Origin of the sequence: Terrimonas sp. (genome assembly GCF_003075435.1) — a bacterium.
Taxonomy (GTDB): Bacteria; Bacteroidota; Bacteroidia; order Chitinophagales; family Chitinophagaceae; genus Agriterribacter.
This window is the reverse complement of record NZ_QCZJ01000016.1, coordinates 60,457-84,278: the sequence shown is the minus strand read 5'-3', so window position 1 is coordinate 84,278 and position 23,822 is coordinate 60,457. Positions and strand designations below refer to the sequence as shown.

The window sequence follows — 23,822 nt, the reverse complement described above, 5'->3', positions numbered from 1 at the left end:
CCGTGATTCATTATATAACCGGCAATTTATTAGACAGCAAAGCAGAAGCCCTCGTAAATACGGTAAATACCGTGGGGGTAATGGGAAAAGGTGTTGCTCTTCAGTTCCGGCAGCAGTTTCCCGAAAATACGAGGCTTTATACAAAAGCTGTTAAAGAGGGCAGCATTGCTATCGGTACCCTGCTGGTTACAAAAGATGTATCCCTGCACGGCGGAGAAAAAATCATCATCAATTTCCCCACCAAAACAGACTGGCGTAAACCTTCTGAATACAGTTATATTGAAGAAGGGTTACAGGATATGGTGCAAATTATCGGTAAAAAAAATATTAAATCTATAGCGCTGCCCCCGCTTGGGGCCGGCAATGGCGGGTTAAACTGGGTAGAGGTAAAAAAGCTGATTGATAAATATCTTACACCGCTTACCGGTGTAGACATATATGTGTACGAACCCACCAGAGCTATAGAAGAAGCGCTGAAAAAGGAGAGGGCAAAACTTACACCCGCCCGTGCTATGCTGCTTGATGTATTGTATGACCTGGTAAAGAACGGAGAATTTGTGTCGGAATTTGCAGCAGAAAAAGTGGCGTATTTTTTACAACGTTTCGGCGCCGAAAAAATATTCAAACTCAGGTTCACTCCCAATTTTTATGGTCCCTATTCAGGCAAGGTAAAGCATGTGCTGTATTATTTAAATGGCAGTTATATTACAGGCTACAGTTCAAAAGATAAAAAACCTTTTGAAGAACTGGGAATAGTAGCAAATGCAGAAGCTGATATCAAGACATATCTTGATATTCCTGATAATGATGAATACAAGGCAATAGCTCAAAAAACAAAACAATTTTTAACCGGCTTTTATTCGCCCTTCGGATTGGAATTACTTTCTACCATCGATTATATCCTGTCTGAAAATAAAGTGCAAACCTTTGAAGAGATACAACGCTATTTATGGAGCGACAGAAAAAAAACACTGTTCAATAATCGCAGGTTTATTGAAGTAGCGGTAAGCAGGATCAACCAGTTTATGAATTAACCCTTTTGCATGGCCAGCATTTCCGAAAACGAAATAGAGGCAATAGCCTTAGATTATTTACAACGTTTAGGATATCAATACCTGAATGGACTTGTACTGTCTCCGGATGGGGCACATCCCGAAAGGCAATATAATGAAATAGTGCTGGTTACCCGTTTGCGTGATGCTATTGACAAGCTTAATCCAGCACTTCCACAAGACGCCAAAGACGATGCGCTGAAAAAAATTTTACGTACCGAAAGCCCTAATGCCATCATCAACAACGAAACCTTTCATAAATACCTGACTGAAGGTGTGGATGTTGAAGAAAGAACAACAGACGGTATTCGTGGTCAGAAAGTGAATATCGTTGATTTTAGCAAACCGGAGAATAACGAGTTCCTGGCGGTAAATCAATTCACTATTATTGAAGGTAATCAAAACAAACGCCCGGATATTATTGTATTCATCAATGGTTTGCCACTGGTAGTGATAGAACTGAAAAATGCAGTAGATGAAAACGCTACTATCAAAACAGCTTTTAATCAGCTTCAAACGTACAAACAAGCCATTCCCTCACTTTTCACCTATAATGAACTAATGATTGTGAGTGATGGATGGGATGCTATATGTGGTACGGTTACCAGCGACTTTGGCAGGTTTATGAGCTGGAAAACTAAAGATGGGCAAACCACAGCCGACACCTTGCAACCGCAAATGGAGGTAATGTTCATCGGCATGTTGAACAAACACACCCTGCTGGATTTAATTCAGCATTTTATTGTATTTGAGAAAAGCAAAGACAAAACACTAAAAAAAGTTGCCGCTTACCACCAATATTATGCGGTAAACAAAGCAGTGCAAAGTACTGTAACGGCAAGCCGTACAGATGGAGACAAGCGTGGTGGTGTCGTTTGGCATACACAAGGAAGTGGAAAAAGCCTGAGTATGGTTTTCTATTCGGGCAAACTGATCACAGAGCCGAAAATGGAAAACCCGACATTGGTGGTGCTTACCGACCGCAATGATCTGGATGATCAGCTTTTTGAAACATTCAGCAATTGTCAACAGCTTTTACGGCAGGAACCGCAGCAGGCGGAAGACCGCAGGCATTTAAGAACCTTGCTGAAAGTAGCTTCCGGCGGTATTGTATTTACTACCATTCAGAAATTCATGCCTGTAGAAAGCGATCTCATTCTTCCTGAAAATACATTGCAGGAACCTTTGGTAGAATACATTGGTGCAGATATTAAAGCACTAAGTGAACGCCGAAACATTGTAGTGATTGCTGATGAAGCACACCGCAGCCAATACGATTTTATTGATGGCTTTGCCAAACATTTGCGGGATGCTTTGCCTAATGCTTCCTTTATCGGTTTTACAGGAACACCTATTGAAAGCCAGGATCGCAATACACAAGCCGTATTTGGAAACTATGTTGATATCTACGATATACAGCAAGCCGTAAATGACAGGGCTACCGTTCCTATTTTTTATGAAAGCCGTTTGGCAAAAGTGCATTTTGAAGAAGAGGAAAAAGCAAAGCTGGATGAACAATTTGAAGAACTGACAGAAGGTGAAGAGCTTACTAACCGGCAACAATTAAGAGCTAAATGGACAAGATTAGAAGCTATTGTCGGCAACCCGAACCGCATCAAAAAAATTGCGGAAGACTTAGTCAATCACTTTGAACAGCGTAATGCTGTTTTAGATGGCAAAGCCATGATCGTATGCATGAGCCGGAGAATTTGTGTAGAAATGTACGATGCCATTATCCAGCTTCGTCCCAACTGGCATTCCGATGAAGATGACAAAGGAACCATTAAAGTGATCATGACGGGATCAAGCAGCGATGTATTGAAAATGCAACCCCATATCCGTAACAAGCCAAGAAGAAAAGCCATCGGGGAACGTTTGAAAAATCCAACAGATAGTTTGAAATTGGTTATTGTTCGTGATATGTGGCTCACAGGCTTTGATGCACCATGCCTCCATACTTTGTATGTGGATAAGCCTATGCGGGGACATAGCTTAATGCAAGCCATTGCAAGAGTTAACCGTGTATTTTCCGAAGGTAAAGAAGGTGGTTTGGTGGTGGATTATCTGGGCATTGCACAGGAACTGAAACAGGCACTGGCGGAGTATACAGCCAGTGGGGGAGAAGGTAAACCAACACTCGACCAGGAATTAGCCGTTGCCAAAACGTTAGAGTTGTACGAGGCTATCGAATACCAGCTAAGGCATTTTAACTGGAAAAAATTTTTTACGCTGACGCCGGAAGAAAAACTAAAATATATCCCGGTGATTGTAGACTATATCTTTAGCCAGGAAAACGGGGAACAAAGTTTTGTTGAGAATACTAAAAACCTACTGAAAGCTTTTGCTATTTCTGTGCCTCACGAAAAGGTGATGACTATTCGGGACGATATAGCTTTATTTCAGGCTATCAAAACAAGGCTGGTAAAAATAGCCGATAAAAATGAGGGTGGTAAAACTGAAGAAGAAATGGATACTGCTATCAAACAAATCATCTCCGAAGCTATTACAGCCGAAAAAGTGATTGATGTGTTTGATGCGGCAGGAATAAAAAAACCGAGTATAGAAATTTTGGATGAGCATTTTTTACAGGAATTAAAACAATTGCCGCAAAAGAATTTAGCAGTTGAGTTGTTAAAAAAACTGCTTAAAGATGAGATCAGGAAGCGGACAAAAATCAATTTGGTAGAAAGCAAAAAGTTTTCTGAAATGCTGGAAGATGCCATCAAACGCTATCACAATGGTATGATTGACACTGTAGAGTTTCTGGAGAAGGTACTTATTCCATTTGCGGAACAAATAAAAGCCGCAGATCGAAGAGGGGAACAACTTGGACTTGATTACCGCGAATATGCTTTTTATACCGCCCTGGAAGTAAATAACAGTGCTGTCGCTGTTTTAGGAGACGAAACCCTTAAACATATAGCCATGGAGCTTTTAAAATCAGTTCGTAGCAGTGCCACTATTGACTGGACGATTAAAGAAACTGTTCAGGCAGATTTGAGAAGAAATATCAGGCGTATTCTGAGAAAGTTTGGGTATCCTCCGGACTTACAGGAAAAAGCTGTAGAAACAGTGATTAAGCAAGCTAAGTTATTGGCAACTGATTTAACCAAGGATAAGTTACCGCCTGATCAGGTTAATTGACTGAAATATCTAAATTCAAAAAAATAAAAGTTGTCCCTATACAAGAATTGTACTGTCTCAGGCGCGAAAGCGATATTTCGTACATTACCAATTCTACTGCGATGTTTTATAAGTTACCAGTATTGAGAGGTGATTGTTTTAAATAATTAATTGCAGATGTTTTGGGGAAGTCATTATATCAACAGAAATGAAATTTTCATATACATTGAAAAATTCAACAAATTAGGAAACTATGTGTTGGCCGATTTTGTTGATTCCAATGAATTTGGATTTTTCAATCAGGTGACTAACATGAATTACGATTATGAAAATAATCCATCAATGCTGGAGATTCTAAACTATTCTCAAAAACAAGTTCGGGAAGGTACAGTCTACAGGGTTTCCTTTGAAACCATAACTACTTTAATTCCCCAAATCCAAATTGTAGAAGATTCCCTGATAATTGGGTTTAGGATTGATCTGTTGCCAAATGGCCCTGAATTATTTGGCAAGCCTAAATCATTTAGTGCTGAAGAACGTTTTTGGCTGAATATGGACGATACTCAAAGGGACTATTTGCCAAATATTGATAAAGTAATTGTCAGGAATATTGGACAGGGAAATTGGAATGAGCTTGCCTCTGATAAAAAGTTCGTACTAATTTATGATTCGGGTACTATTTATAGCACGAAAGCAGATATTGTAAAAACTATAGCGGGAAGTAGAAATATCGAATACCAAAAAGATAAGCCGGTATTGATTTTATCTCATTGGGATGTTGATCACTATCATTTTCTAACAGCTTTTGATGATGAAACGATAAAATCATTTTGTACATTCATTTATCGGGCATCAATTCCAAATCTCACTGCAAGAAAAGTTCTTGGAAGATTCAGAAAGTTGAATAAAGATGCATTATGCCCATTAGCATGCATAGACCCTTCTCCAAAAAAAAGTAGTTCAAAGCTTATAGGGATAAATCTTACAATTAATAAAAACATCATATTATATAATGCTTCAAAGAATCCATCACGTAATAAATCTGGTATTGGTCTATGCATACGAAAAAAGAATTACTGTGTGATACTGCCCGGCGATTTTGATTATTCTCAAATCTCTGATTTTATATTACCCGATCTGGCTTATGCCTGTAATCATTACCTGATAGTACCTCACCACGGAGGGAAAGCAGGGAAATTTGAATATAAAACGTACAGCAATAATATTTTAAAAGAAGCAGTCATATCCGTTGGAAAGAACCCATATAACCCTCCTCATCCACATGCCAATAATGTTATAAACCTTAAAGCGAAAGGCTTTTCAGTAATCAGAACAGATATTATTGACCGAGATTATATTATTAAATTTTGAAGTTATAATTGACTGATTTGCTTAAAGTATTTTAATTTCCCTACTGGTATGTGTCTTCACATACCAGCATAATTTTCCGTGGTAGATAAAGTATAGATAAGAGTGCGGCAACGTCCCTTGATTGTTTTTTTCGGTAGGTGGAAGACACACACTGATAGGGAGAATTCCCAACGGTACAATATTCATTATATATTAATACATTAAAATCATTTTATGTTTGATTGGTTAATTGATAAATCGCAATTGATTATTATTGTCGGCGGTATTATTACGATTATTGGAACATGGTTAGCTTCTCAGAAAAATGATAAGGATGCTTCCTTAATAGCATCCAAAGCCGCTGCTCATGTTGATATTAGTAACCGTAACTTGCAACTTACAAATGAAAACAAGTCTCTTACAGAAATTAATCTTTCGTTAACAGGGCAAAATTTGGATTATGCTAAAAAGCAAAAGGAATTATCTGATGAAAATATAAAATTAAGCAATGAGTTAATAAAAAACGCAAAAGCAAGTTTTGATTATAATACAGGAGCAGAGAGTTTTTGTCAGATGGTATTACTATTTGATAAAATTTTCGAGCCAAAGATCGTATGGAAACATAAAGGAAGCAATCCGATTCGAGGAGCAACTGTCGGAATTAAAAACATAAATACGCCAATAAGGAGTTTAGATGATTATTTGACAGGTTTTCAAGCAGTACCAGACTTATATAAAGGCGAACAAGTTGCTGATAGAAATCGCCTACAAATAAATCCATTAGACAAAAATATTGATTATCGAATGTTTTTTTCTATATCGGGAAGAAAGATAATACAGGAAATTCATCTAGAATTTAATGGTTCTCGGTGGGTAGGGTTTACTGAAATTAAGGAGGGAGAAAAAATACTACTAACTGAAACGATAAATTGATGAGTTCTTTCATTATAATCTAGGCGCAAGTATTTTGCTTATATCCTCACCCTGGTGTCTCTTGTGCTTTTTAAACTAACAAAACTTCCAACGCTCTGCTATTGCAGTTCCCTTTGCTGCCATGAAAATATGCAGATGAAGTAATTGCGACGCAAGATAACCTAACGGTGTGCCTTTAAACCAATGAAAATGAACTGGCAATCCGATGAGTATTTCAAAAAGTTCTTTGATAAATTTAGAGTGATAAAAAAGATGTCTTCAGGCTAAGTGGCTGTTTCCCGTATAGTGTTTTTAATACCTGCACGCAAGATTAGCCGTGGCAAAAGAAGCAAACCAATAAGATGATGCTTTTACGGTTCCCGCTGTAAATAGTATTCTCGTTTAGTAGCGTTGTCAATCAACTATCAGTTGTGCGTTATTTGCCATGCCCAAAGACATCCTTTGTAAACTTTAAAAGAAACATATAATGGGAAGCAAATTACAAAAAATACATGCACAGGGTGCAGGTATAGATGTTGGTAGCCGACAATTCTTTGTTGGCATTGAAAACCAGGAGGTGAAGAGTTTTGACACCTTTACCAGTGGTTGCCACCAGGTAGTGGAATATCTGCAGCAGCACTGCATTACGTCTGTAGCCATGGAAGCAACAGGTGTTTACTGGATTACTTTGCATGATATGCTGGTGTCCGTGGGTATTAAAGTGGATGTTGTAAACGGCAGACATGTAAAGCATGTGCCGGGCAGAAAAACCGATGTGAAAGACTGTATGTGGATTAGTGAGTTACACAGTTATGGTTTATTGAAAAAGAGTTTTATTCCTGATGTGCAGGTGAAGGAAATGCGGCATTACATGCGGCTAAGGGAAAATCATATTGAGCAAAAAGTAAAAGCAGTACAAAGAATGGATAAAGCGCTGGTAATGATGAATATCAGGCTGTCAAGCGTTGTAAGTGATATGCAGGGTCAATCCAGTCTGCGTATTATACAGGCAATACTGGATGGGGAACGCAATGCGGAAGTACTATTAAACTTATGCGACACCAGAATATTAAAACAGAAAAAAGAAAAGATGCAGGAATGCCTTAAAGGGTTTTATAAACCCGAGCAACTCTTTGCATTAAAACAAAGCTGGGAGCAGTATGAGTTCAGTGAAAAACAAATAGCAGGCTGCGATATTTGTATTGAAGCACTTTTACAAAAGCTTACAGTAAATAAGCCGGAGCCTGTGTTAAAGGGATCCCCAAAAAAGATTTATCACAATAAGCCTGATGTAAAAAACCTGCATAAAATGGTGCAACAGCTTTATGATGGCAAAGACCTTACGGTATTGCCCGGGATAACATCTTACAGTTTGCTAAAGTTTTTTTCAGTAACGGGTAATGATTTAAAGAATTGGGAAACAGAAAATCATTTTACCGCTTGGTTAGGTCTGGCTCCTAATCAGTACCAAAGTGGCAAAATGAAAAAATACAGAAGAATAAAAATGAATACGGAGGCGGGGCAAATATTAAAGGAATATGTGCAACCATTACTAAGAAGCAAGCATGTGGCATTGGGGATTTTTGGAAAAAGCATCGCCAGCCGAAGGGGTCCAAGCATAGCTATAAAGGCTATGGCAAGAAAATTAGCCTGCTGGATTTACCGAATAGTAAACAAAGGATTAGAGTTTGTAGAAAATGGCATCAAACAATATGAAGAGCAACAAAAGAAGGATACACTAAGATGGCTGGAGAAAAAAGCTAAAGATCTAAACCTAACACTAACTCCCTGCTAAGGCAAGAGGAGAGTTCATTAGTACGAAGATGCCATGAAATTGTATGGTAACCATCAATTAGCAGTATTCGCAAAATCAAATACCAGGTGCTTTAGAATCCCGGTGGTTGAGTGGATGGATTCGTAATAGGATTTGAATAGTTTGGTCTGCTTAGGCTGTAAGGTTTCAGTATTTCTTTTGTCTTTAGTTAATAAGGAATTAATTCCATTGATGGTTGCGTTTGTTTTTCCTTCAAGGAGGTAGCCCAGCATACAGCCCATTGGGTATTTTCCAGATATGAACCTGTCCATTCCTTCATCTATATAAGCCCTTTTTAATTGGGAATCGGATTCTTTCAGGCGTTTGGCTTCCATATAACAATGAACCCTTTCTTTTTTCCATATTTTGGAATATACAAAATCTATTCTTGGCAACTTGTCTGCAAAACCCTTCGCCATTATAACAGTTTCGGATAACAGTTTCTTTTCCGTTTCACAAGTAATCCCTTTAGCTACAGATAACGGGTTATTATTTACATAGCGGCCCAACAATTCAGAAAAGTCATTTTCAAGCCAGATTAGTTGATATTTTTTTTCGGACAAGGCAATTAGATAAGCACTGGTAATTAATTCAATACAATCGTCTTCAAAGGCTTTTCTGTAAATATCTGTTAATGCCATCGTTAATTCCCGTTTAAAATTTCAAGGATCAGCCCAGAAGCGTCTTCTATTGCCATTGATTTTGACCAAAACCTGCGTTGATTAGGGCGAATGATATAGATGTCGTTGCCGGTTATATAATTTAGTTTTTTGCGGAAGTATATATTTTGAGATTTCTTTTCCCAAAGAGATTGATCTATTTTTTTCAATTCGGCATCTATTAATTCATTAGAAACTGAAATATCTTTCTTAGCCGAATCGTGTGAAAGTTTAATCATCATCAGTGGTGTAAACGGGGTAATGTTATAGACAGTGGCGTTTACAAATAAATTTTGCCGTTCAAGGAACTTGTTGAGTTCTTTGCATATAATTGTTCCGTATTCTGTCGGTTGGTTTTTCAGGACGGGATAGAGGGCTGTAGATTTTTCTTTATTTTCTAATAAATCCAGGCTAAAGGTAATCGTATCTAGTATTTGTCTTCTTTCTCTGTTTTCGATTTTTAAAACGTTAAAAATTATATCATCAATCGCTTTTTCTATTTGTGGTATTTCGTTAAGCACTCCTTCCTTTTCCGCATGTATTATATTGTCGACAAAATTTGCAATTTGAGTTAATAATTTTAAATCTGCATTATTAATAATGTAAGGGAGCATGAGAATTTCATTAGGTTGAATTCTTTCCCTCTCAATACCCCAAGATGAAGAAATCAGGGATAAATAATACTTAGCAAAATTTGAATTGATTAATGCACAGATTATTTTGTTATAGGAGTCATTTTCAAGGCTTTTAATTCCAAATGCGGACTTCAAAAACTGAGCCTTATATTCAATTATTGTAGCGCAGTACATCCAATCTTGTTGCCCTTCTTTTACCAATAAAAAAGGCGGGGTAAACTTTTTAAACTCTTTTGGATTAAACAATTTATCTGTAGTGTATAAGGCTGAAACATTGGTATAATAACGAACAATTTTTTTCGTGTCTATGATTTTAGCATTCGTTCTTTGGGTGTTGTTATTTTCAAGATTCTTAGTACTTGCCTTTAATAAGCCTGTACCTTTAACCCATTTCTGGGGATTTTTTTCAAAAACTTCCGATAGGGTATTAAACTTTTGGCTTATATGCTTGTACAGATCATAATCAGAATGATTCCCCCACATAGCAATTTTCCAAATTTTGGTATCTGGTTTCTGGCATTCTTCTCTTGGTAAATATTTTAAGTCAGTGAAGTCAATACTCAATCCCTCAATTACATTGGATTTGATATAAGTTTTCGGCGCATAGTAGGCAATTGTATCGCCTGGTTTTTGGGGAAGATCTTTCTGATAAAATACAATGCTTATTGGTCCGGTTGCATCATCAAATAGCTGCCCTCCGAAATTTTTCTTTGTTTTTCGAAGAATGGAGAAGTTAAAAACTTTTTCTACATAGCATTTAGTAAACAACCATTTTCTGAAATTCTGATAAACATCTTCAGTATTAGTTAAAACCTTGGTGTTAAATATTAACGCTATTTCACCATTGGGGGCAAATGTTGTGGCTTTGTGCAAAAAGGGTAAAACCATTTCTTTGGCAAAGCCATGCTTATCGCAATAGTTACGAACCGATGTTGATAAATCATTAGTACCGAAGGGCGGATTGCCGACCACTAAATCAAACTCAATATCTTCAATTTCTTTGTTTTGAGCTATCGTATCCCGGCAAAAAAGATTTTTCCCTTGCTCTTTTAATAATAAGTCATTCGGGTTATTGATGAGGTTCGGCAATTTCTTCTTTTGCCATAAGGTTTTGGGGTCCAAATTATCCACCAGCGCCAAATACAAGCTAAACGCAGCTACTTTTATAGCTTGCGGGTGTAATTCTATTCCGAAAATGTTGTCGGTTAATAATTTTTTTAGTTTACTAAAATCGGTGAGCTTTTTTTGGTGGTGGTTTTCGTAACGTTTTACCAATCGCTTAAAACTTTCCACCAGGAAAATACCTGAACCACAACTTGGGTCTAAAATCCTGACGCTATAGTTTTTTTCAGCCTTATTAGTTGGCAGTTTTTCATTCAGGATAAACTCTACCAATGCGGGTGGCGTATAATATGTTCCTGTTTTCTTCTTTGAATCAGGGTCGGTTTTGAATAAAAAGTTTTCGTAAATCTCACTCAGCAGTTCAATCTGAATAATACTGAAATCAAACAAACGCCAATTTTCAAACAGGCTTACCTGTGATATATTGTCATAGCCACTGGTAAAACATTTCTTTATAAGCTGAAGTTGCCCGGCAGATATTTTTTCATTTTTTTCTATAGTAAAAACATTCCCATTAAAATCTTCTTCAAGTTGTTCGTATAATTGATATGTGGCGTTTACGTCATCTAAAATATCAAAATAAGAAGTTGCCCCTTTTTTGAATTTGGAATATAATTTTTTGTCCGTAGCACCCCTGTCTTCAAGGTACAGCAGGAATAATGAACGGAGGATGATTTTATGAATGAAGTCAATTTTTAGCCCTTGCTGTTCAAGTTGATTGGCCGTATTTACCAAACTTGCCACAAGATATTTATCAACCCTGCGTTGCAAGTTAATTTTATCCCTGATAAACTGGGCTTCTTTCAACGTCCACACCACTCCCGAATCGATTGCAATTCTTGAAAAGAGGGTATTAAGTTCTTCAAGCTCTTTTTTATCTGAAAGCTGGTAAGTTTTTATTTCAACACTTTGAAGTTCTTTGGCATAATCAAAATTCTCTTTGGCTTTAACGAGCGGCTTTTCAGAGCAATTGTAAATGCGGATTTCCGTTTCGGAATAAACATATAAAAAGAGAACTTTTTTGTAATTCCAGATTTTTCGATGAATGTCAGCAATTGCCTGTAATGTTTCTTCGTCAAAATATTTTACCTTTTTCAAAAATACGGCGGGAAAACTGTTGCCAGCTTCATCTGTGTTGAAGTAAACCGAATCAATATTAAATCCCTTCTTATTTATTTCGGTTATAATGATAGATTCGCTCTCCAAAAGCTCCTTGCTTTTAGATTTTACAGAGATCGCCCTGTCAAATCTTAATGAATCTATTAAACTCACTTCTACCAAAATATTATGTATTATATATTTTTGATACTTAAAAATACCTGTTAAACAAAACTAATTGATTTGAAAGAAAATTTGTACTGCTAAAATAATTAGTATTTTGGGAATATAAAATTTTCTTTGATGGATTGCCGACTGCAAGCATTGCTATGGCGAGGTGGCAAGAAAATAGGAAGAGCTTTGTTAAACAAACCCTGGAATGAAATGCCGGGACTTTCCAAATAGTAGAGTGGGTGTTATCATCCTCAAAAAACCATGTTGCGTTTGCGGGGATAACCCCCAGCCATTGGTAAAAGAGTTAACGCCTTTGCTTTGTGGCATAGCTCCAGGGTAAGTGAATAAGTAATATCTTTATGCCTTTAGTAAAGTCTATAATCAAATTGTTGATAGAATGATTTCCCTATTTGAACTGAGGATTCCTTTATACAGGATTGTCGTGTTTGCCGCTATAATATTATTGGCATCCTGCCAGAAAGAACTTTCTTTTGAAACACCTACTGACCCTGACAATATTATTCCACCTGACTCACTTGCTACATTTTCGTTTGTGCCTTCAGGTAATAATTGTTCAGACGCAACTACACAGGGTATTTTACAAAAAGATGTACCACTAAGCGCTGCGAAGATTACTCTATCGGTTAATGTAACCAAAAAAGGTAAATGGATTATGAGCACGACCGCAACCAATGGTATTTCCTTTGCTGGTGCGGGAGCGTTTTCCACTACTGGTATACAAGTGATCACTCTAATAGGTTCAGGCACACCCACCACAGTTGGAGTTAGCCAGATACCACTAAAAGCAGGGAGTGCAACCTGTAGTGTTTCTGTAACAGTTACCGATGGTAGTAGTACAACAACCGGTGATTATTATTATAAAGCTGTTATTGGAGGGATTTCTTATGCGCAGTATGCTACTTATGATAACGGGTTTATTCCAGGCTCCGGGTTGGGAGGAACTGATGAGGTGAATTTCAGTGCTTCCATTGATTATGATGGAGATCCGGCCCCTGCAGGAACAACAGGGTTTTATATAGAGAAAGGTATAATGTCTAATTATCTGTCTGCTTCAGATGCACAATTTAAAGCATTCTTTCCCATTGGTGACCTGACTTATGCACCCAAAGGACTCGGACTGCAAAATGGTATTGTTATTGGCTGGACAGATCCTGATGGCCAATTCTGGACTACAAATTCTGGTACAGGAGATCAAACGGGAAGCACTTTCAAGATAATTAGCGTAACAGATTCATATGACGTTATAGGCAGGTATTATATTGAAGTGAAGATGCAATTTGAATGTACACTGTATAACAGCCAAACCGGAGATGAAAAAAAATTGACCAATGGAGAAATGGTTGGATTGTTTGGTAAGATATAAAACTGACTTATATATAGCTCCCAACTTTTTCCCCTACTGGTATGTGTCTTAACATACCAGCACAATTTTCCGTGGTAAATAAAATGTAAATGAGAGTACTGTAACGTCCACCTGATTGTTTATTCTGTGGGTGGGAAACACCGACTGATAGAGACAATAAAACAAGTTCTATGCTGTTAGATTTACTTGGGCAGCTCTATATTATGCATCTTTTCTTTGATTTCAATTCCCGTTTGCCGGATATTTTAATCCAAATCCATAATCATAGCTGATTGTATTGAAGCAATCAATATTATCAGCCCATGCATCTTCTTCATGACTTTTATTCACTATCCCGTTTACTGTATCATTATTAAAAGCATTTGCAACTATTTGCATAGCCTTCAGCTCGGATGCTGTAAATAATTCTTCATCAAATACACTTCCTTCAGCCGGTACAAATTGCTCTCCCATATAATTGCCATAATCATGCAGCAATATTTTAACTAATTTCTTTTCCATGGTGTTATCAAATAGCCAATCATAATTCTTTGGCACAGGTCCCTTTTGTATTGCCTGGTAAGTTAACCCGCTTATTGAAAAACAGGTTTTCCTGAAATGCAGAAAATCTGCATAAAATAAAAGCTTATTCAATTTGGTTTTAAAAGGCTTTACTTTTTCGGCAAAGTATAAAACCATATTATTTACCTTTTCAATACTCGGAACTTTGTAACCATTTAAAAGGCTTGGTCTTTTCTCTCCAAGCATTAAGGTTTCATACAAATGCTCAGATCATCCCATCCGTGCAAAGCATGATTAATTTTCTTGCTTATCTTCTCCAGTTCTTCAGTACTAAATTCATTTTTACTGTAATCAATTAATTGCCTGAATTCTTTTGGGTCTTTCACCATTTGAATGAGTCTTCCATTAGAAACACTGGGAACTTCGCCAGCTTCATAATTACGATATATATTTACTCCAAGTCCTAATATTTCTGCCATTTTATTTGCAGGTAGTCCATATTGTTCCCTTATTGCTATCATTTCGTCAGGAAATGGAATGCCATATTTTGCACGATATTGATTATAAACCTGGTTGGTATTTACTTCATCCAGTTCATCATCTGTAAACTGCTCACCAGTGTCTTTGCACAAATAATACTGGAACATAACTTGGAATGTTTCCTTGCGGAAATCCATTGTTCGCATTTCTTTTTGGAGCGTTGCTTCGCCCCCTGTAAATGGACTTTTCATTGTTTTACAATTTAAGGGATGATTCAAAAAATACTTAACTAGCCCAGTTAAGCATCAAGTCCGAAATCATTGCCTTTCTACTTGCAGGGATAATTTATAGGATGCTCTGCAATATGAAATGAAATACATATTACCTGAGCCCCTGCTATTCCCATCGTTATTTTAATATAAATCTCTTTTCCTTTTACCTGCTTCCCAAACACCCACATATCAGCGCCTCCATAAAGTTTGCCCATTGCCTTTATTGTCATCGGAATTATAATGATGAAGGTGATTTGAGGGGCTTTAGGACTCAATAAATTGCCTCCTGAATAAACAGTCACTCAGGTCGATGGCCAATCCCAGAATTTCTGCCTGCGTTCCAGCATTTGCATCATCTTCACGATCCTGGTTACTTTTGTTTCAACACCCCTGGCAGAAAGTACCCAGTCTATATAATACTTTTTGTTACTCTCGGTGAGGGATTGAAAAAAAGTATACGCCGGCTCAGATTGTAATAAAGAATCCAGGATTTCCTCCGGTATATCAACTTTTGATTTGTCAACAGACAATTTCACACGAACAAGATCCCCTGACTTTTTATTGATCGCCTTTCGTGCGGTAGCATTCAGCACCAACATCATCTCGCCTGTTTTGACTGGCAGTAAATTGAATTGCTGAATTTTATAGTTGTCAATCGATCCTTTCACGCGGATCAAACCCTGATGTCCTCTGTATTCACGCGGGATACCCGGAATGATCACATAATGCCAACCGCCTTTGTGCATTTGTTTTTCAATTTTCAAATCTTTGTCAACAAGCAATTTCATGAATCTTTTTTAAAAGCCCTTACACGGAAAAATATCAGCGGTTTAAAAAACCTTGCAAAACAACATCGGCAGCTTTCTTATTGTGAAGGATTTTTCGGGATGAGATAATATTTGTAGTCATTCCACATCGGTTGCTTGGTTTATCCCGATTGATTTACCGATCACTTCCCCGCGATGCGCACTACCCCAGTTCCAAAGTTCGAACAGTACTTTATTTAATGAGCGACCATGCGCTGTTAATTCGTATTGTATGGTTATGGTGGATTCATCGGTCCTGGTTCTTTTGATGAGTTTATTTTCCTGCAAATGCTTTAACTCGCTTGTAAGTATTTTGTCAGAAATTCCCACGACATCCCGGGATAATTCTTTAAACCTTTTGGCGCCGCCACAGAGTGCGTAAATAATCAACAGCTTCCATTTGCCTTCGACAGCTTCCAGTGCGTCTTTGATACATCGCATTGCTTTTGAACAGTCTCTTTCTTCCTTGACCATATTTGTTGTTTACGCTTAACAAAACTTACATCACTTTCCGTTAGGTAAGTGTGGCATTCACGGATATAAAGATAACTAGTTTTGCAGCGCTTAGATGTTTATTGAATCAATCTTACATACTTCAAAAGACTATACATGGAACGAGTGGAAATCTTTAAAACGAATGTGCGGGATCAACAGGAGGCAGACCTTGTGACAAATTTATTGCTGATCAACCTGGCGGGCTCCAGGATAAATTTTGATTTGACGGATCGGGAAAAAATCCTTCGAATTGAAAATTTAAACGTTCCAACGGAAAAGATCACTGCATTACTGGAAGGCGCCGGTTTTTTTTGCAAACTGATTCCAGACAGGGTATGCGATGCTTTGGAGGAATCAGTTCAGCATATGCATGATTTCTGGGAGTCAGGTTTCGTGAATAATCAAATGATGTGGGGGGCAGCCCCGACGAATTCGGCAAAGCGAGCCAACCATATATTTCTGCAGGGTGGAGTGAGGGATGTTTTAATACCTGGTTTTGGTTATGGAAGAAATGCCTCCGTTTTTTTGAATAGCGGCATGCGCATAACAGGCATTGAAATTTCAGAAACAGCCATAAAAATTGCTGAACAACATTTTAACGCTGAAGTGCGCATCATTCACGGATCTGTTACTGATATGCCCTTTGACGAAAATCTTTATGAAGGCATCTTTTGCTATGGGCTGCTGTACCTGTTAAACGGCGAACAAAGGAAAAAGATGGTTGCTGATTGTTACAATCAGTTAAAGCCAGGTGGAACGATGATTTTTTCTGTGATTGCTAAAAAATCACACAACTATGGCAAGGGCAGAGAGGTGGCAAAGGATACTTTTGAGATCGGAAAAGGCGGGCAATTATTTTTCTATGATGCAGCGGCTGTAGAGGGAGAATTTGAAGCTTACGGGCTGAGATCGTATGTTGAAATAGCAGAACCAGGGAGCGCATCATCCCATGTACCAGCATTTACCTTTTTCTTTGTGGAATGCAGGAAGGATTAGCCAGGTAGTTCACTATACAATTGATATTCGATACATCGTGCGCCACTACTATGCTATTCTTAGTATTTTGTAATAGGTACCAATATTCTCCCTCCATGTGCAAGCGTCTGGCTTGTGCTATTTATATTAACAAAACTTCCTGCGGTTCTACTTCCGACTTTTTATATTCATTCCGGCTAAAAAACTTCTAACTGGTGCAAGTATTGGTAATTTGACGGATATTGCTATAATATTTTCAAATTAGCGTATGGTGCGAAAAAGACATTTAGGTTGGTGTGATTTATGAAAACTATTGAGTGATGAATCCAGAACGAATAAAACGCCTGTTAAAACAAAAAGAAAACATTCACCTTGAGTTCAAGGAGGCGGGCACTGCTTTACCCGGTAATCTTTTTGAAACCATCTGTGCCATGCTCAACCGGGATGGTGGTGATATTCTTTTGGGTGTGGAGGATAATGGAAATGTTCGAGGAATTGATGATAATGCAGTATCAAAGATGGTAACCGATCTGGTAAACCTTTCCAATAACCCGCAAAACTGGATCCGCCATTTATTCTTTTTCCACAGGTATATGATATTACCGGCAAAAAGGTTATTCATATCCAGGTGCCGGCCAGCTCACAGGTACATAAAACCAGGAAGATCATTTACGATCGCAGTAATGATGGTGACTTTAAAGTAGAGCAGGCGCACCGGATTGCAGAAATGGCCAACCGTAAGCGCAATCATTATACGGAAGGCATTATTTATCCTGCTTTGCGAATGGAGGATTTTAAGCAGGCGCTTTTTCCTAAAGTCCGCAACCTTATCCGCAGCAATAACCCGGCTCACCCCTGGCTTGCTTTAAACGACGAACAGATGATGGAAATTTCCGGACTTTGGAAAAAAGATTACCTGAGTGAACAGGAGGGTTTTACGCTCGCTGCTGCTTTACTACTGAAGGATTAAGTGATTCAACAGATTATACCCCACTATAAAATTGATGCACTGGTAAGAATAAACAATACAGATCGTTATGATGACCGGTTATATATTCAAACCAACCTTATTGAAGCGTATGAATTATTGATGGATTTTGTGAGCTGACACCTGCGGATAAATTTTACCTGCAGGGTGATCAGCGTATAAGCCTTCGTACCACCCAGTTCTCTTACATCCTTTAAACGGGTATTTACTGCTTCTATCGGTGTAAGAAGAATACTAATCTTTCTGCTTTTTAATTGTCGTGATCAATTGCTGGCCCCTTACCAGCATTCTAAGCGCTCTTCGCCTTACTGATATTACCTGCTTTTGCTGCTGCGACCGTGTTAAATCAGTTTTATAAGCATCAACAATATGCTGGTGCGATAATATGCCGGCGATATCACCATTTTCTGAAATAACAGGAAGCACATCTACATTTTCCCGTATCATCAGCTCAAGCGCGGTTTTTAACGTGCCCGACATGTGTACGGCAACCGGTGATCTCCGTATCAGGGAGCTTATCGGCACAGCTTCATCATGCTGCATTCCAAAAAGGTTAGAAGAACTGATGATCCCGGCAAAGGCATTATCTCCATCGGTAATAATAAAATGGTTGCTCTTATCTTCAGGATGCTGCTTTATCCATTCCCTTGCCTCCTTTACAGAAACATCCTGGTTGATTACAAACCCCTGCTCTCCCGCTACATCATTTACGGTAAGTTCCTGGAGCAGGTCGGGCTCAAATGAATCTGGTGTTTTAATGCCCCGGCGTGCGATTTTTTCGGTCATAATTGTATTTTCCATCAGGAAAAAAGAAACCAGGTAAGCAGCCGTACATGCTGCCAGCAAAGCAGGTAAAGCAGCCGAAGTTCCTGTTGTTTCGAGCGCAAAAATAATAGACGTAAGAAGCGCTCTTGAGGCGCCGGCAAACATGGCAGACATACCGGCAAGCGCTGCGAGCGATACGGATATTTCTGCAGAGGGAAAAGCAGATGCTACCCAGCTGCCCAGCAAAAAACCGGCTGCGCCGCCAATGGTAAGCAATGGCGCCAGCGTACCGCCGGAAGTGCCGCTTCCCAGGGCTACCGACCAGGAAATGAATTTGAATACAAACAGTAAAGCAACAGCACGCAATGTAAGCGCACTGTTCAGCACGTTGATAATATTGTTATATCCCACGCCAAGCGTATCCGGGAAAAAATAACCGGTAACGCCAACAGCCAGCCCGCCAATGGCAGGCCACCACATCCAGTGTACGGATAGTTTGCTGAACAGATCTTCTATATAATAAACAGCCCTGGTAACGCCGGCAGACAAAACGCCTACAATAAGCCCAATCAAACTATAACAAAGCAAAGCTGTATTGCCCGGAGGGTTTATGTTACCGTGTATTGCAAAAACAGGCGAAGATCCAAACAGTAAATGATGCCCCGCAGCTCCTGTAATGCAGGCCAGGGCAACCGGTATAATAGAACGTGGGGAAAATTCAAATAGCAGTAACTCAATAGCGAGGAAAATGGCTGCAACAGGACTACCAAAAATAGCGGACATACCTGCCGTTGCACCACAACTTAATAATATCTTACGTTCATTATGGGTGATGTTCAGGATCTGCCCCAGCGTAGAGCCCAGCGCGCCGCCTGTTGCTATAATAGGTCCCTCAGCGCCAAAAGGTCCTCCTGTGCCGATGGTAATGGCTGATGATAATGGTTTTAAATAAGTGATCGCAGGCTTTATCTTACTTTGATTGGTGAGTATTTGCTCCATTGCCTCCGGAATGCCATGACCCCTGATTGCCCCTGAACCATAATAGGCCATTAATCCAACCAAAATACCGCCAACAGCAGGAATTAGTATAACCCATAGCCCAAGCATATTATCGGCAGGGCTTACAGCAGCTATGGAAAATCTTCCGTAAAAGAATAACTGTGTAACAAAATCAATAAGTATTATTAAAAGCTTTGCAATAACGCTTACACACGCGGCTATTGCAACGGCATAACACGCAATCCGGAAAACTCTTTTTTTTCCATCAGGAACTATCGGGTTGGCAGATTCCGGCTGCAAACTTTCGGCTAATGAAACAGATACAGGAATACCACTTTTCAGGCTCGTCTTCAACATACAATTAAATTGGGTTTTGCAAAAAAGCCAGCAAAAGTATGATTTATATCATGTTTTTGACGATTAAAATGAGATTATTTTTCTATTTTTGTTGTTTATATAATATTTTATGCGCTTATTGAAGAACAATACATCATCCAAAACCAACTGTGATTTAAGCCATTGCTTCTTATGCAGCAATAGTTTGCCGGGATGGCAATCTTTGATCGGCGCTAACCGCAAAAATCTCCGGTATAAAAAAGGCGCAACCATTTTTAATGAGGGGGAAGAGGCAAACGGAATGTATTTTATATACAGTGGAATTGTAAAGGTTCACAGGAGATGGGGAAATCAAAAAGAATTGATCATTCGTTTTGGTAAGGCGGGAGATATGCTTGGCTACAGGGGATTGGGCGATGAAAAAAAATACACTGTGAGCGCCACGGCAATAGAGCCTGTTGTTATTTGTTATGTTGAGCTTGCCTTTTTTGAATCGCTGCTGCAGATCAATCATTCGCTTACCTATCAGCTTATGCAATGTTATGCGAATGAATTGCAGAACGCGGAAAAAAAGATGAGCAACCTGGTGCATATGAATGTTAAGGCAAGGGTGGCAGATACATTGCTTGCATTGCAAAGCCAGTTTGGAAAAAGTAAAGAAGGAAATATAGATATAGCGTTAAGCAGGCAGGATATAGCAGCCTTTACAGGCACTACCTATGAAACGCTTTTCAGAACAATGCAGGAGTTTATCCAGGATAAGCTCATAAAGATCTCAGGAAAAAAAATATTTGTGTTGAAGGAGAAAAAGCTGGCTGAGCTCACACAGGTACAATAACAGGGAATATTAAAACATCCGGAACAGATTATTAACTTAAATATAAAAGTATGGAAAACGAAAGTATGCAAACCCCTTTTACAAGGGCTTTTATGACAGCATTATTTGCCGGTATTATTACTTCGGTAATATGCCTCATATACAATGGTGTTTACCGCGATGAAACCGGGCTTGAACCTACGGATATTATAAATGTAGGATCAATAATTTTTGGTGTAAATATCATTTTCCTGTTATTGGGAATACTATTTTATATAATGCGCTTATGGAAGGGGGCAGGGGAAGTGATATATATAGTCGCACTGGCACTGCTTACCGCGTTTTTAAGCTGGAAAGCAGAAAGTGTGGTACGTAGTTCCAATCATGATGTTACCATAGCGTTCCGCGGTTTACTGCTGGGCATTATACTGATCATGGGTGTCAGCGCCTCTATAGCAGTGCCTGTTTTGTTTCACAACAAAAAATTTGAAGAGAATATATTATAGATATTATTCAAAATAGCTGCAGCGAATGCCTCTATGTGATCAATAAAAAAAGGCCATCATAACTGATGGCCTTAATCATATCATTATGCTACTTATCTAACTGCTGTGGAAAGCAGACAGTTCAAACTCATCAAGTAATATTTCCTCCTGTTGTTGAACCTGCTTATGATTTTCATAGCGACTCTTCACTTTTGCAATATACCTCTGTTTTGCTACTTCACCACGAAATGCGCCGATTAAAGTTCCTGCCATGATCGTTGCAGCCAGTGCAATTTTTCTTTTCATTCCTTTCATAACTTTTCAATTTAGAGGGGTTCAACAATATATAAGTAGACAATATATAGACGAAAAACGCTGTACAATAGTTTAAAAAATTGTGAGCTTTTGCCTGTTATTTATTGCCTTTCAAAGATTATTATCAAACGTTAACCCTGTATCCGGAAAACAATACCACTTTCCGGGTAGGTTTTAATGTTTTGGCTTCTCAATGATTATCGGAAAAAATCCTGGAGGATAGTCGAAACAAAAAATCAAGTAATATTCAGCGGGCAAATAAACCGTGAGAACTTCCTGACAGACAACTGCTATTTCTCAAACAGAGTGCCAGACTTTGGGAATAAGCGTTATTTACCAACTTTTTAATGAAATAATAATGGAGCTGTTAGCAATCAGCTATCAGTCATCAGCTTTGAGCCTTTGGCATTAACAGCAAACTTAATATTATTTATCTACGGCTTAAATCTTTCGCTGCTGTGCTGATACCTGAAGGCTGATAGCAGATAGCGTATCCAAAAACATTTCATTCTTAAATCAATCATGGGTAGTTTTGTTACCTGTAATAATCATAGAACCCTTAATTTGATGAGATTAGTTTTTCCTTTGTTGTTATTCGTGGTTAATATATCGGCACAAACAACTTCTGTATATCCAAAATCATATTTTCAGAATCCGTTGAACATTCCGGCAAGCCTTGCAGGTAACTTTGGTGAGCTGCGGCCTAACCATTATCATATGGGTTTGGATTTTAAAACCAATCGTGTAGAAAATCTTCCTGTACATGCGGCGGCAGATGGTTATATAGCTAAAGTAAAGATTGAGCCCTGGGGTTATGGTCGCGCTATCTATATCAATCACATTAACGGTTATACTACCTTATATGCTCACCTGAATGATTTTTATCCTGAATTGGAAAAGTATATAAAAGACCAGCAATATAAGCTTGAGTCATGGCAGGTGTTTTTAGATATTCCTACAGGATTGTTTCCTGTAAAAAAGGGACAGTTTATAGCCTATAGCGGAAATACCGGCGGCTCAATGGGCCCACATCTTCACTTCGAAATCCGCAATACGCTTTCAGAAACCAATCTTAATCCAATGCTGTTTGGATTAAAAATACCTGATAATGTTCCGCCCACTATACAGCGCATTGCCATATATGATCGTAATAAAAGCACTTACGAGCAAAGCCCGATCATTATACCGGTTAAGAAAGCGGCTAACGGCTATATAACACAACCGGCAGTAATCAATGTAAAATCAGATAAGATCAGCTTTGCGGTTACAAGCTATGATACACAAACAGGTTCTCCTAACCTCAATGGCATATACGAGGGTATTTTGTATGATAATGAAGTGGAAAGCATGCGGTTTACCATGAGCAATATCAGCTATGATTATACACGCTATCTGAATGCGCATATTGATTATAAGACAAAAGCTAATAACGGACCGTACCTGCAGCACCTGAGTGAGCTGATGGGTTATACCAACAGTATTTACACACATGGCAAAGGCAGCGGTATTATAAACCTGACTGACGGACAAACGCATAATATACGCATTGTAACCAAAGATGCAGATGGCAACAGCGCTTCAGTAAGTTTTGCGGTAAAATATACACCAGTAAAAACCATGGCAACAACCATGAGCGGGCAAATGTTTTATCCTTTAATGCTGAATGTAGGCGAAGGGAGTGAAGACGGAGATTTTTATATTGGTGAAAAAGGATTATACGATTCAGTGCATATACAGTATAAACGCTCGCCGGCTGTCAACCCGGTTGTGGTATCCGCTATTCATACTATCGGCGCTACCTATATACCTTTGCAGGAAGCGTTAGTTGTGCGGATAAAGCCAACAACGGTATTAACACCCGATCAGAAAAGCCGGCTCGTTATGCAGCGTTTTGCAGGCACAAAAAAGGATATAAGAAAAGTGGAATGGCAGGGCGACTGGGCAATGGCAAGGTTTCGCGACTTTGGCAGTTTTCAGCTGGTGCTGGATGAAACCCCGCCTGAAATAATGCCTGTTGGTTTTAAAGACAGCGCAAACCTCTCGAAAGCTACCAAAATGGTATTTACCGTTAAAGACAACCTGGATGAGTTTAAAAATTTCAGAGCTGAACTGGATGGTAAATGGTTGCGGTTTACCAACGACAAAAACCGGAATTTTATTTATGTTTTTGATGAATATTGTACGCCCGGCACACATAATATAAAAATCAGCGTGGCAGATGAAGCCGGGAATATAACCACGAGGATATTTAATTTTACGAGATAGA

22 protein-coding genes are annotated in these 23,822 nt (G+C 38.7%); 13 read left to right on the top strand and 9 right to left on the bottom strand.

Annotated elements, in window-relative coordinates; genetic code table 11:
- Positions 1–2 precede the first annotated feature (2 nt).
- The 5 genes from darG (at position 3) to DC498_RS16845 (ending at position 8,232) form a co-directional block, all read left to right on the top strand.
- Positions 3–1,034 (top strand): type II toxin-antitoxin system antitoxin DNA ADP-ribosyl glycohydrolase DarG, encoded by a 1,032-nt coding sequence (gene darG / locus DC498_RS16865; protein ID WP_116875355.1) that lies wholly within the window; start codon positions 3–5, stop codon positions 1,032–1,034.
- Between the two features lie 9 nt (positions 1,035–1,043).
- Positions 1,044–4,196, top strand: a complete 3,153-nt coding sequence (locus tag DC498_RS16860; protein WP_116875354.1) for a type I restriction endonuclease subunit R — start codon at positions 1,044–1,046, stop codon at positions 4,194–4,196.
- Between the two features lie 156 nt (positions 4,197–4,352).
- Positions 4,353–5,546 carry a hypothetical protein gene (locus tag DC498_RS16855; RefSeq protein ID WP_133176879.1) on the top strand — a complete coding sequence of 398 codons (1,194 nt, stop codon included), beginning with the start codon at positions 4,353–4,355 and terminating at the stop codon, positions 5,544–5,546.
- Between the two features lie 213 nt (positions 5,547–5,759).
- Positions 5,760–6,458, top strand: coding sequence for a hypothetical protein (locus tag DC498_RS16850; protein ID WP_116875352.1), 699 nt, complete (start codon positions 5,760–5,762; stop codon positions 6,456–6,458).
- 466 nt (positions 6,459–6,924) lie between these two features.
- A complete protein-coding gene (locus tag DC498_RS16845; RefSeq protein ID WP_116875351.1) occupies positions 6,925–8,232 on the top strand; it encodes an IS110 family transposase in 1,308 nt (435 codons plus the stop codon).
- A 53-nt stretch (positions 8,233–8,285) separates the two neighbouring features.
- Here the strand turns inward: DC498_RS16845 and DC498_RS16840 are convergent, their stop codons facing one another.
- Entirely contained in the window at positions 8,286–8,891 is a 606-nt protein-coding gene (locus DC498_RS16840) for a hypothetical protein (RefSeq protein ID WP_116875350.1), read from the bottom strand.
- Positions 8,892–8,893: 2 nt separating this feature from the next.
- Positions 8,894–11,938 (bottom strand): HsdM family class I SAM-dependent methyltransferase, encoded by a 3,045-nt coding sequence (locus tag DC498_RS16835; protein WP_240628038.1) that lies wholly within the window; start codon positions 11,936–11,938, stop codon positions 8,894–8,896.
- 397 nt (positions 11,939–12,335) lie between these two features.
- Between DC498_RS16835 and DC498_RS16830 the strand changes: the two genes are divergently transcribed.
- Positions 12,336–13,322 carry a hypothetical protein gene (locus DC498_RS16830; RefSeq protein WP_116875348.1) on the top strand — a complete coding sequence of 329 codons (987 nt, stop codon included), beginning with the start codon at positions 12,336–12,338 and terminating at the stop codon, positions 13,320–13,322.
- Positions 13,323–13,544: 222 nt separating this feature from the next.
- Here the strand turns inward: DC498_RS16830 and DC498_RS16825 are convergent, their stop codons facing one another.
- The 5 genes from DC498_RS16825 to DC498_RS16805 all read right to left on the bottom strand — a co-directional run bounded on the left by DC498_RS16825 (position 13,545) and on the right by DC498_RS16805 (position 15,822).
- Complete coding sequence (locus tag DC498_RS16825) at positions 13,545–14,000, bottom strand: Panacea domain-containing protein (protein WP_165813873.1); 456 nt, start codon at positions 13,998–14,000, stop codon at positions 13,545–13,547.
- A gap of 68 nt (positions 14,001–14,068) precedes the next feature.
- Positions 14,069–14,554: a hypothetical protein gene (locus DC498_RS16820; protein WP_116875346.1), complete on the bottom strand. Its 486-nt coding sequence runs from the start codon at positions 14,552–14,554 to the stop codon at positions 14,069–14,071.
- 77 nt (positions 14,555–14,631) lie between these two features.
- Positions 14,632–14,790 (bottom strand): hypothetical protein, encoded by a 159-nt coding sequence (locus DC498_RS16815; protein WP_206197661.1) that lies wholly within the window; start codon positions 14,788–14,790, stop codon positions 14,632–14,634.
- A gap of 87 nt (positions 14,791–14,877) precedes the next feature.
- On the bottom strand, positions 14,878–15,363 hold the full coding sequence (locus DC498_RS16810) for a YdeI/OmpD-associated family protein (RefSeq protein WP_116875345.1): 486 nt from the start codon (positions 15,361–15,363) through the stop codon (positions 14,878–14,880).
- A gap of 117 nt (positions 15,364–15,480) precedes the next feature.
- Positions 15,481–15,822 (bottom strand): winged helix-turn-helix transcriptional regulator, encoded by a 342-nt coding sequence (locus DC498_RS16805; protein ID WP_206197660.1) that lies wholly within the window; start codon positions 15,820–15,822, stop codon positions 15,481–15,483.
- 168 nt (positions 15,823–15,990) lie between these two features.
- Between DC498_RS16805 and DC498_RS16800 the strand changes: the two genes are divergently transcribed.
- The 4 genes from DC498_RS16800 (at position 15,991) to DC498_RS26430 (ending at position 17,959) form a co-directional block, all read left to right on the top strand.
- Positions 15,991–16,872 carry a class I SAM-dependent methyltransferase gene (locus DC498_RS16800; RefSeq protein WP_206197659.1) on the top strand — a complete coding sequence of 294 codons (882 nt, stop codon included), beginning with the start codon at positions 15,991–15,993 and terminating at the stop codon, positions 16,870–16,872.
- Between the two features lie 299 nt (positions 16,873–17,171).
- The gene (locus tag DC498_RS26440) at positions 17,172–17,555 is read left to right on the top strand and encodes an AlbA family DNA-binding domain-containing protein (RefSeq protein WP_206197658.1); all 384 of its coding nucleotides are present in this window, start codon (positions 17,172–17,174) and stop codon (positions 17,553–17,555) included.
- Positions 17,480–17,821: a hypothetical protein gene (locus tag DC498_RS26435; RefSeq protein ID WP_206197664.1), complete on the top strand. Its 342-nt coding sequence runs from the start codon at positions 17,480–17,482 to the stop codon at positions 17,819–17,821. The genes DC498_RS26440 and DC498_RS26435 overlap by 76 nt, the downstream gene beginning before the upstream one ends.
- Positions 17,822–17,959 carry a hypothetical protein gene (locus DC498_RS26430; protein ID WP_206197657.1) on the top strand — a complete coding sequence of 46 codons (138 nt, stop codon included), beginning with the start codon at positions 17,822–17,824 and terminating at the stop codon, positions 17,957–17,959.
- 114 nt (positions 17,960–18,073) lie between these two features.
- Here DC498_RS26430 and DC498_RS16790 read toward each other — a convergent pair whose 3' ends face one another.
- Positions 18,074–19,960 carry a chloride channel protein gene (locus tag DC498_RS16790; RefSeq protein WP_116875343.1) on the bottom strand — a complete coding sequence of 629 codons (1,887 nt, stop codon included), beginning with the start codon at positions 19,958–19,960 and terminating at the stop codon, positions 18,074–18,076.
- Positions 19,961–20,069: 109 nt separating this feature from the next.
- Here DC498_RS16790 and DC498_RS16785 point away from each other — a divergent pair, with 109 nt between their 5' ends.
- Entirely contained in the window at positions 20,070–20,777 is a 708-nt protein-coding gene (locus DC498_RS16785) for a Crp/Fnr family transcriptional regulator (protein WP_116875342.1), read from the top strand.
- A 50-nt stretch (positions 20,778–20,827) separates the two neighbouring features.
- Positions 20,828–21,262: a hypothetical protein gene (locus DC498_RS16780; RefSeq protein ID WP_116875341.1), complete on the top strand. Its 435-nt coding sequence runs from the start codon at positions 20,828–20,830 to the stop codon at positions 21,260–21,262.
- 96 nt (positions 21,263–21,358) lie between these two features.
- Here DC498_RS16780 and DC498_RS16775 read toward each other — a convergent pair whose 3' ends face one another.
- Positions 21,359–21,556: a hypothetical protein gene (locus DC498_RS16775; RefSeq protein WP_116875340.1), complete on the bottom strand. Its 198-nt coding sequence runs from the start codon at positions 21,554–21,556 to the stop codon at positions 21,359–21,361.
- A 567-nt stretch (positions 21,557–22,123) separates the two neighbouring features.
- Between DC498_RS16775 and DC498_RS16770 the strand changes: the two genes are divergently transcribed.
- Positions 22,124–23,821: a M23 family metallopeptidase gene (locus tag DC498_RS16770; protein WP_165813872.1), complete on the top strand. Its 1,698-nt coding sequence runs from the start codon at positions 22,124–22,126 to the stop codon at positions 23,819–23,821.
- The last annotated feature ends 1 nt before the right edge of the window (position 23,822 follow it).

Excerpts from the sequence above, each read along its gene's own strand:
- DC498_RS16845 (WP_116875351.1), top strand. The coding sequence starts at position 6,925 with ATGGGAAGCAAATTACAAAAAATACATGCACAGGGTGCAGGTATAGAT.
- DC498_RS16825 (WP_165813873.1), bottom strand. The coding sequence starts at position 14,000 with ATGGTTTTATACTTTGCCGAAAAAGTAAAGCCTTTTAAAACCAAATTG.
- DC498_RS16860 (WP_116875354.1), top strand. The coding sequence starts at position 1,044 with ATGGCCAGCATTTCCGAAAACGAAATAGAGGCAATAGCCTTAGATTAT.
- DC498_RS16775 (WP_116875340.1), bottom strand. The coding sequence starts at position 21,556 with ATGAAAGGAATGAAAAGAAAAATTGCACTGGCTGCAACGATCATGGCA.
- DC498_RS16850 (WP_116875352.1), top strand. The coding sequence starts at position 5,760 with ATGTTTGATTGGTTAATTGATAAATCGCAATTGATTATTATTGTCGGC.
- DC498_RS16815 (WP_206197661.1), bottom strand. The coding sequence starts at position 14,790 with ATGGGCAAACTTTATGGAGGCGCTGATATGTGGGTGTTTGGGAAGCAG.
- DC498_RS16800 (WP_206197659.1), top strand. The coding sequence starts at position 15,991 with ATGGAACGAGTGGAAATCTTTAAAACGAATGTGCGGGATCAACAGGAG.
- DC498_RS16780 (WP_116875341.1), top strand. The coding sequence starts at position 20,828 with ATGGAAAACGAAAGTATGCAAACCCCTTTTACAAGGGCTTTTATGACA.
- DC498_RS16785 (WP_116875342.1), top strand. The coding sequence starts at position 20,070 with ATGCGCTTATTGAAGAACAATACATCATCCAAAACCAACTGTGATTTA.
- DC498_RS16830 (WP_116875348.1), top strand. The coding sequence starts at position 12,336 with ATGATTTCCCTATTTGAACTGAGGATTCCTTTATACAGGATTGTCGTG.
- DC498_RS16805 (WP_206197660.1), bottom strand. The coding sequence starts at position 15,822 with ATGCGATGTATCAAAGACGCACTGGAAGCTGTCGAAGGCAAATGGAAG.
- DC498_RS16820 (WP_116875346.1), bottom strand. The coding sequence starts at position 14,554 with ATGAAAAGTCCATTTACAGGGGGCGAAGCAACGCTCCAAAAAGAAATG.
- DC498_RS16810 (WP_116875345.1), bottom strand. The coding sequence starts at position 15,363 with ATGAAATTGCTTGTTGACAAAGATTTGAAAATTGAAAAACAAATGCAC.
- DC498_RS16770 (WP_165813872.1), top strand. The coding sequence starts at position 22,124 with ATGAGATTAGTTTTTCCTTTGTTGTTATTCGTGGTTAATATATCGGCA.
- DC498_RS16790 (WP_116875343.1), bottom strand. The coding sequence starts at position 19,960 with ATGTTGAAGACGAGCCTGAAAAGTGGTATTCCTGTATCTGTTTCATTA.
- DC498_RS26440 (WP_206197658.1), top strand. The coding sequence starts at position 17,172 with ATGAATCCAGAACGAATAAAACGCCTGTTAAAACAAAAAGAAAACATT.
- DC498_RS16855 (WP_133176879.1), top strand. The coding sequence starts at position 4,353 with ATGTTTTGGGGAAGTCATTATATCAACAGAAATGAAATTTTCATATAC.
- DC498_RS16840 (WP_116875350.1), bottom strand. The coding sequence starts at position 8,891 with ATGGCATTAACAGATATTTACAGAAAAGCCTTTGAAGACGATTGTATT.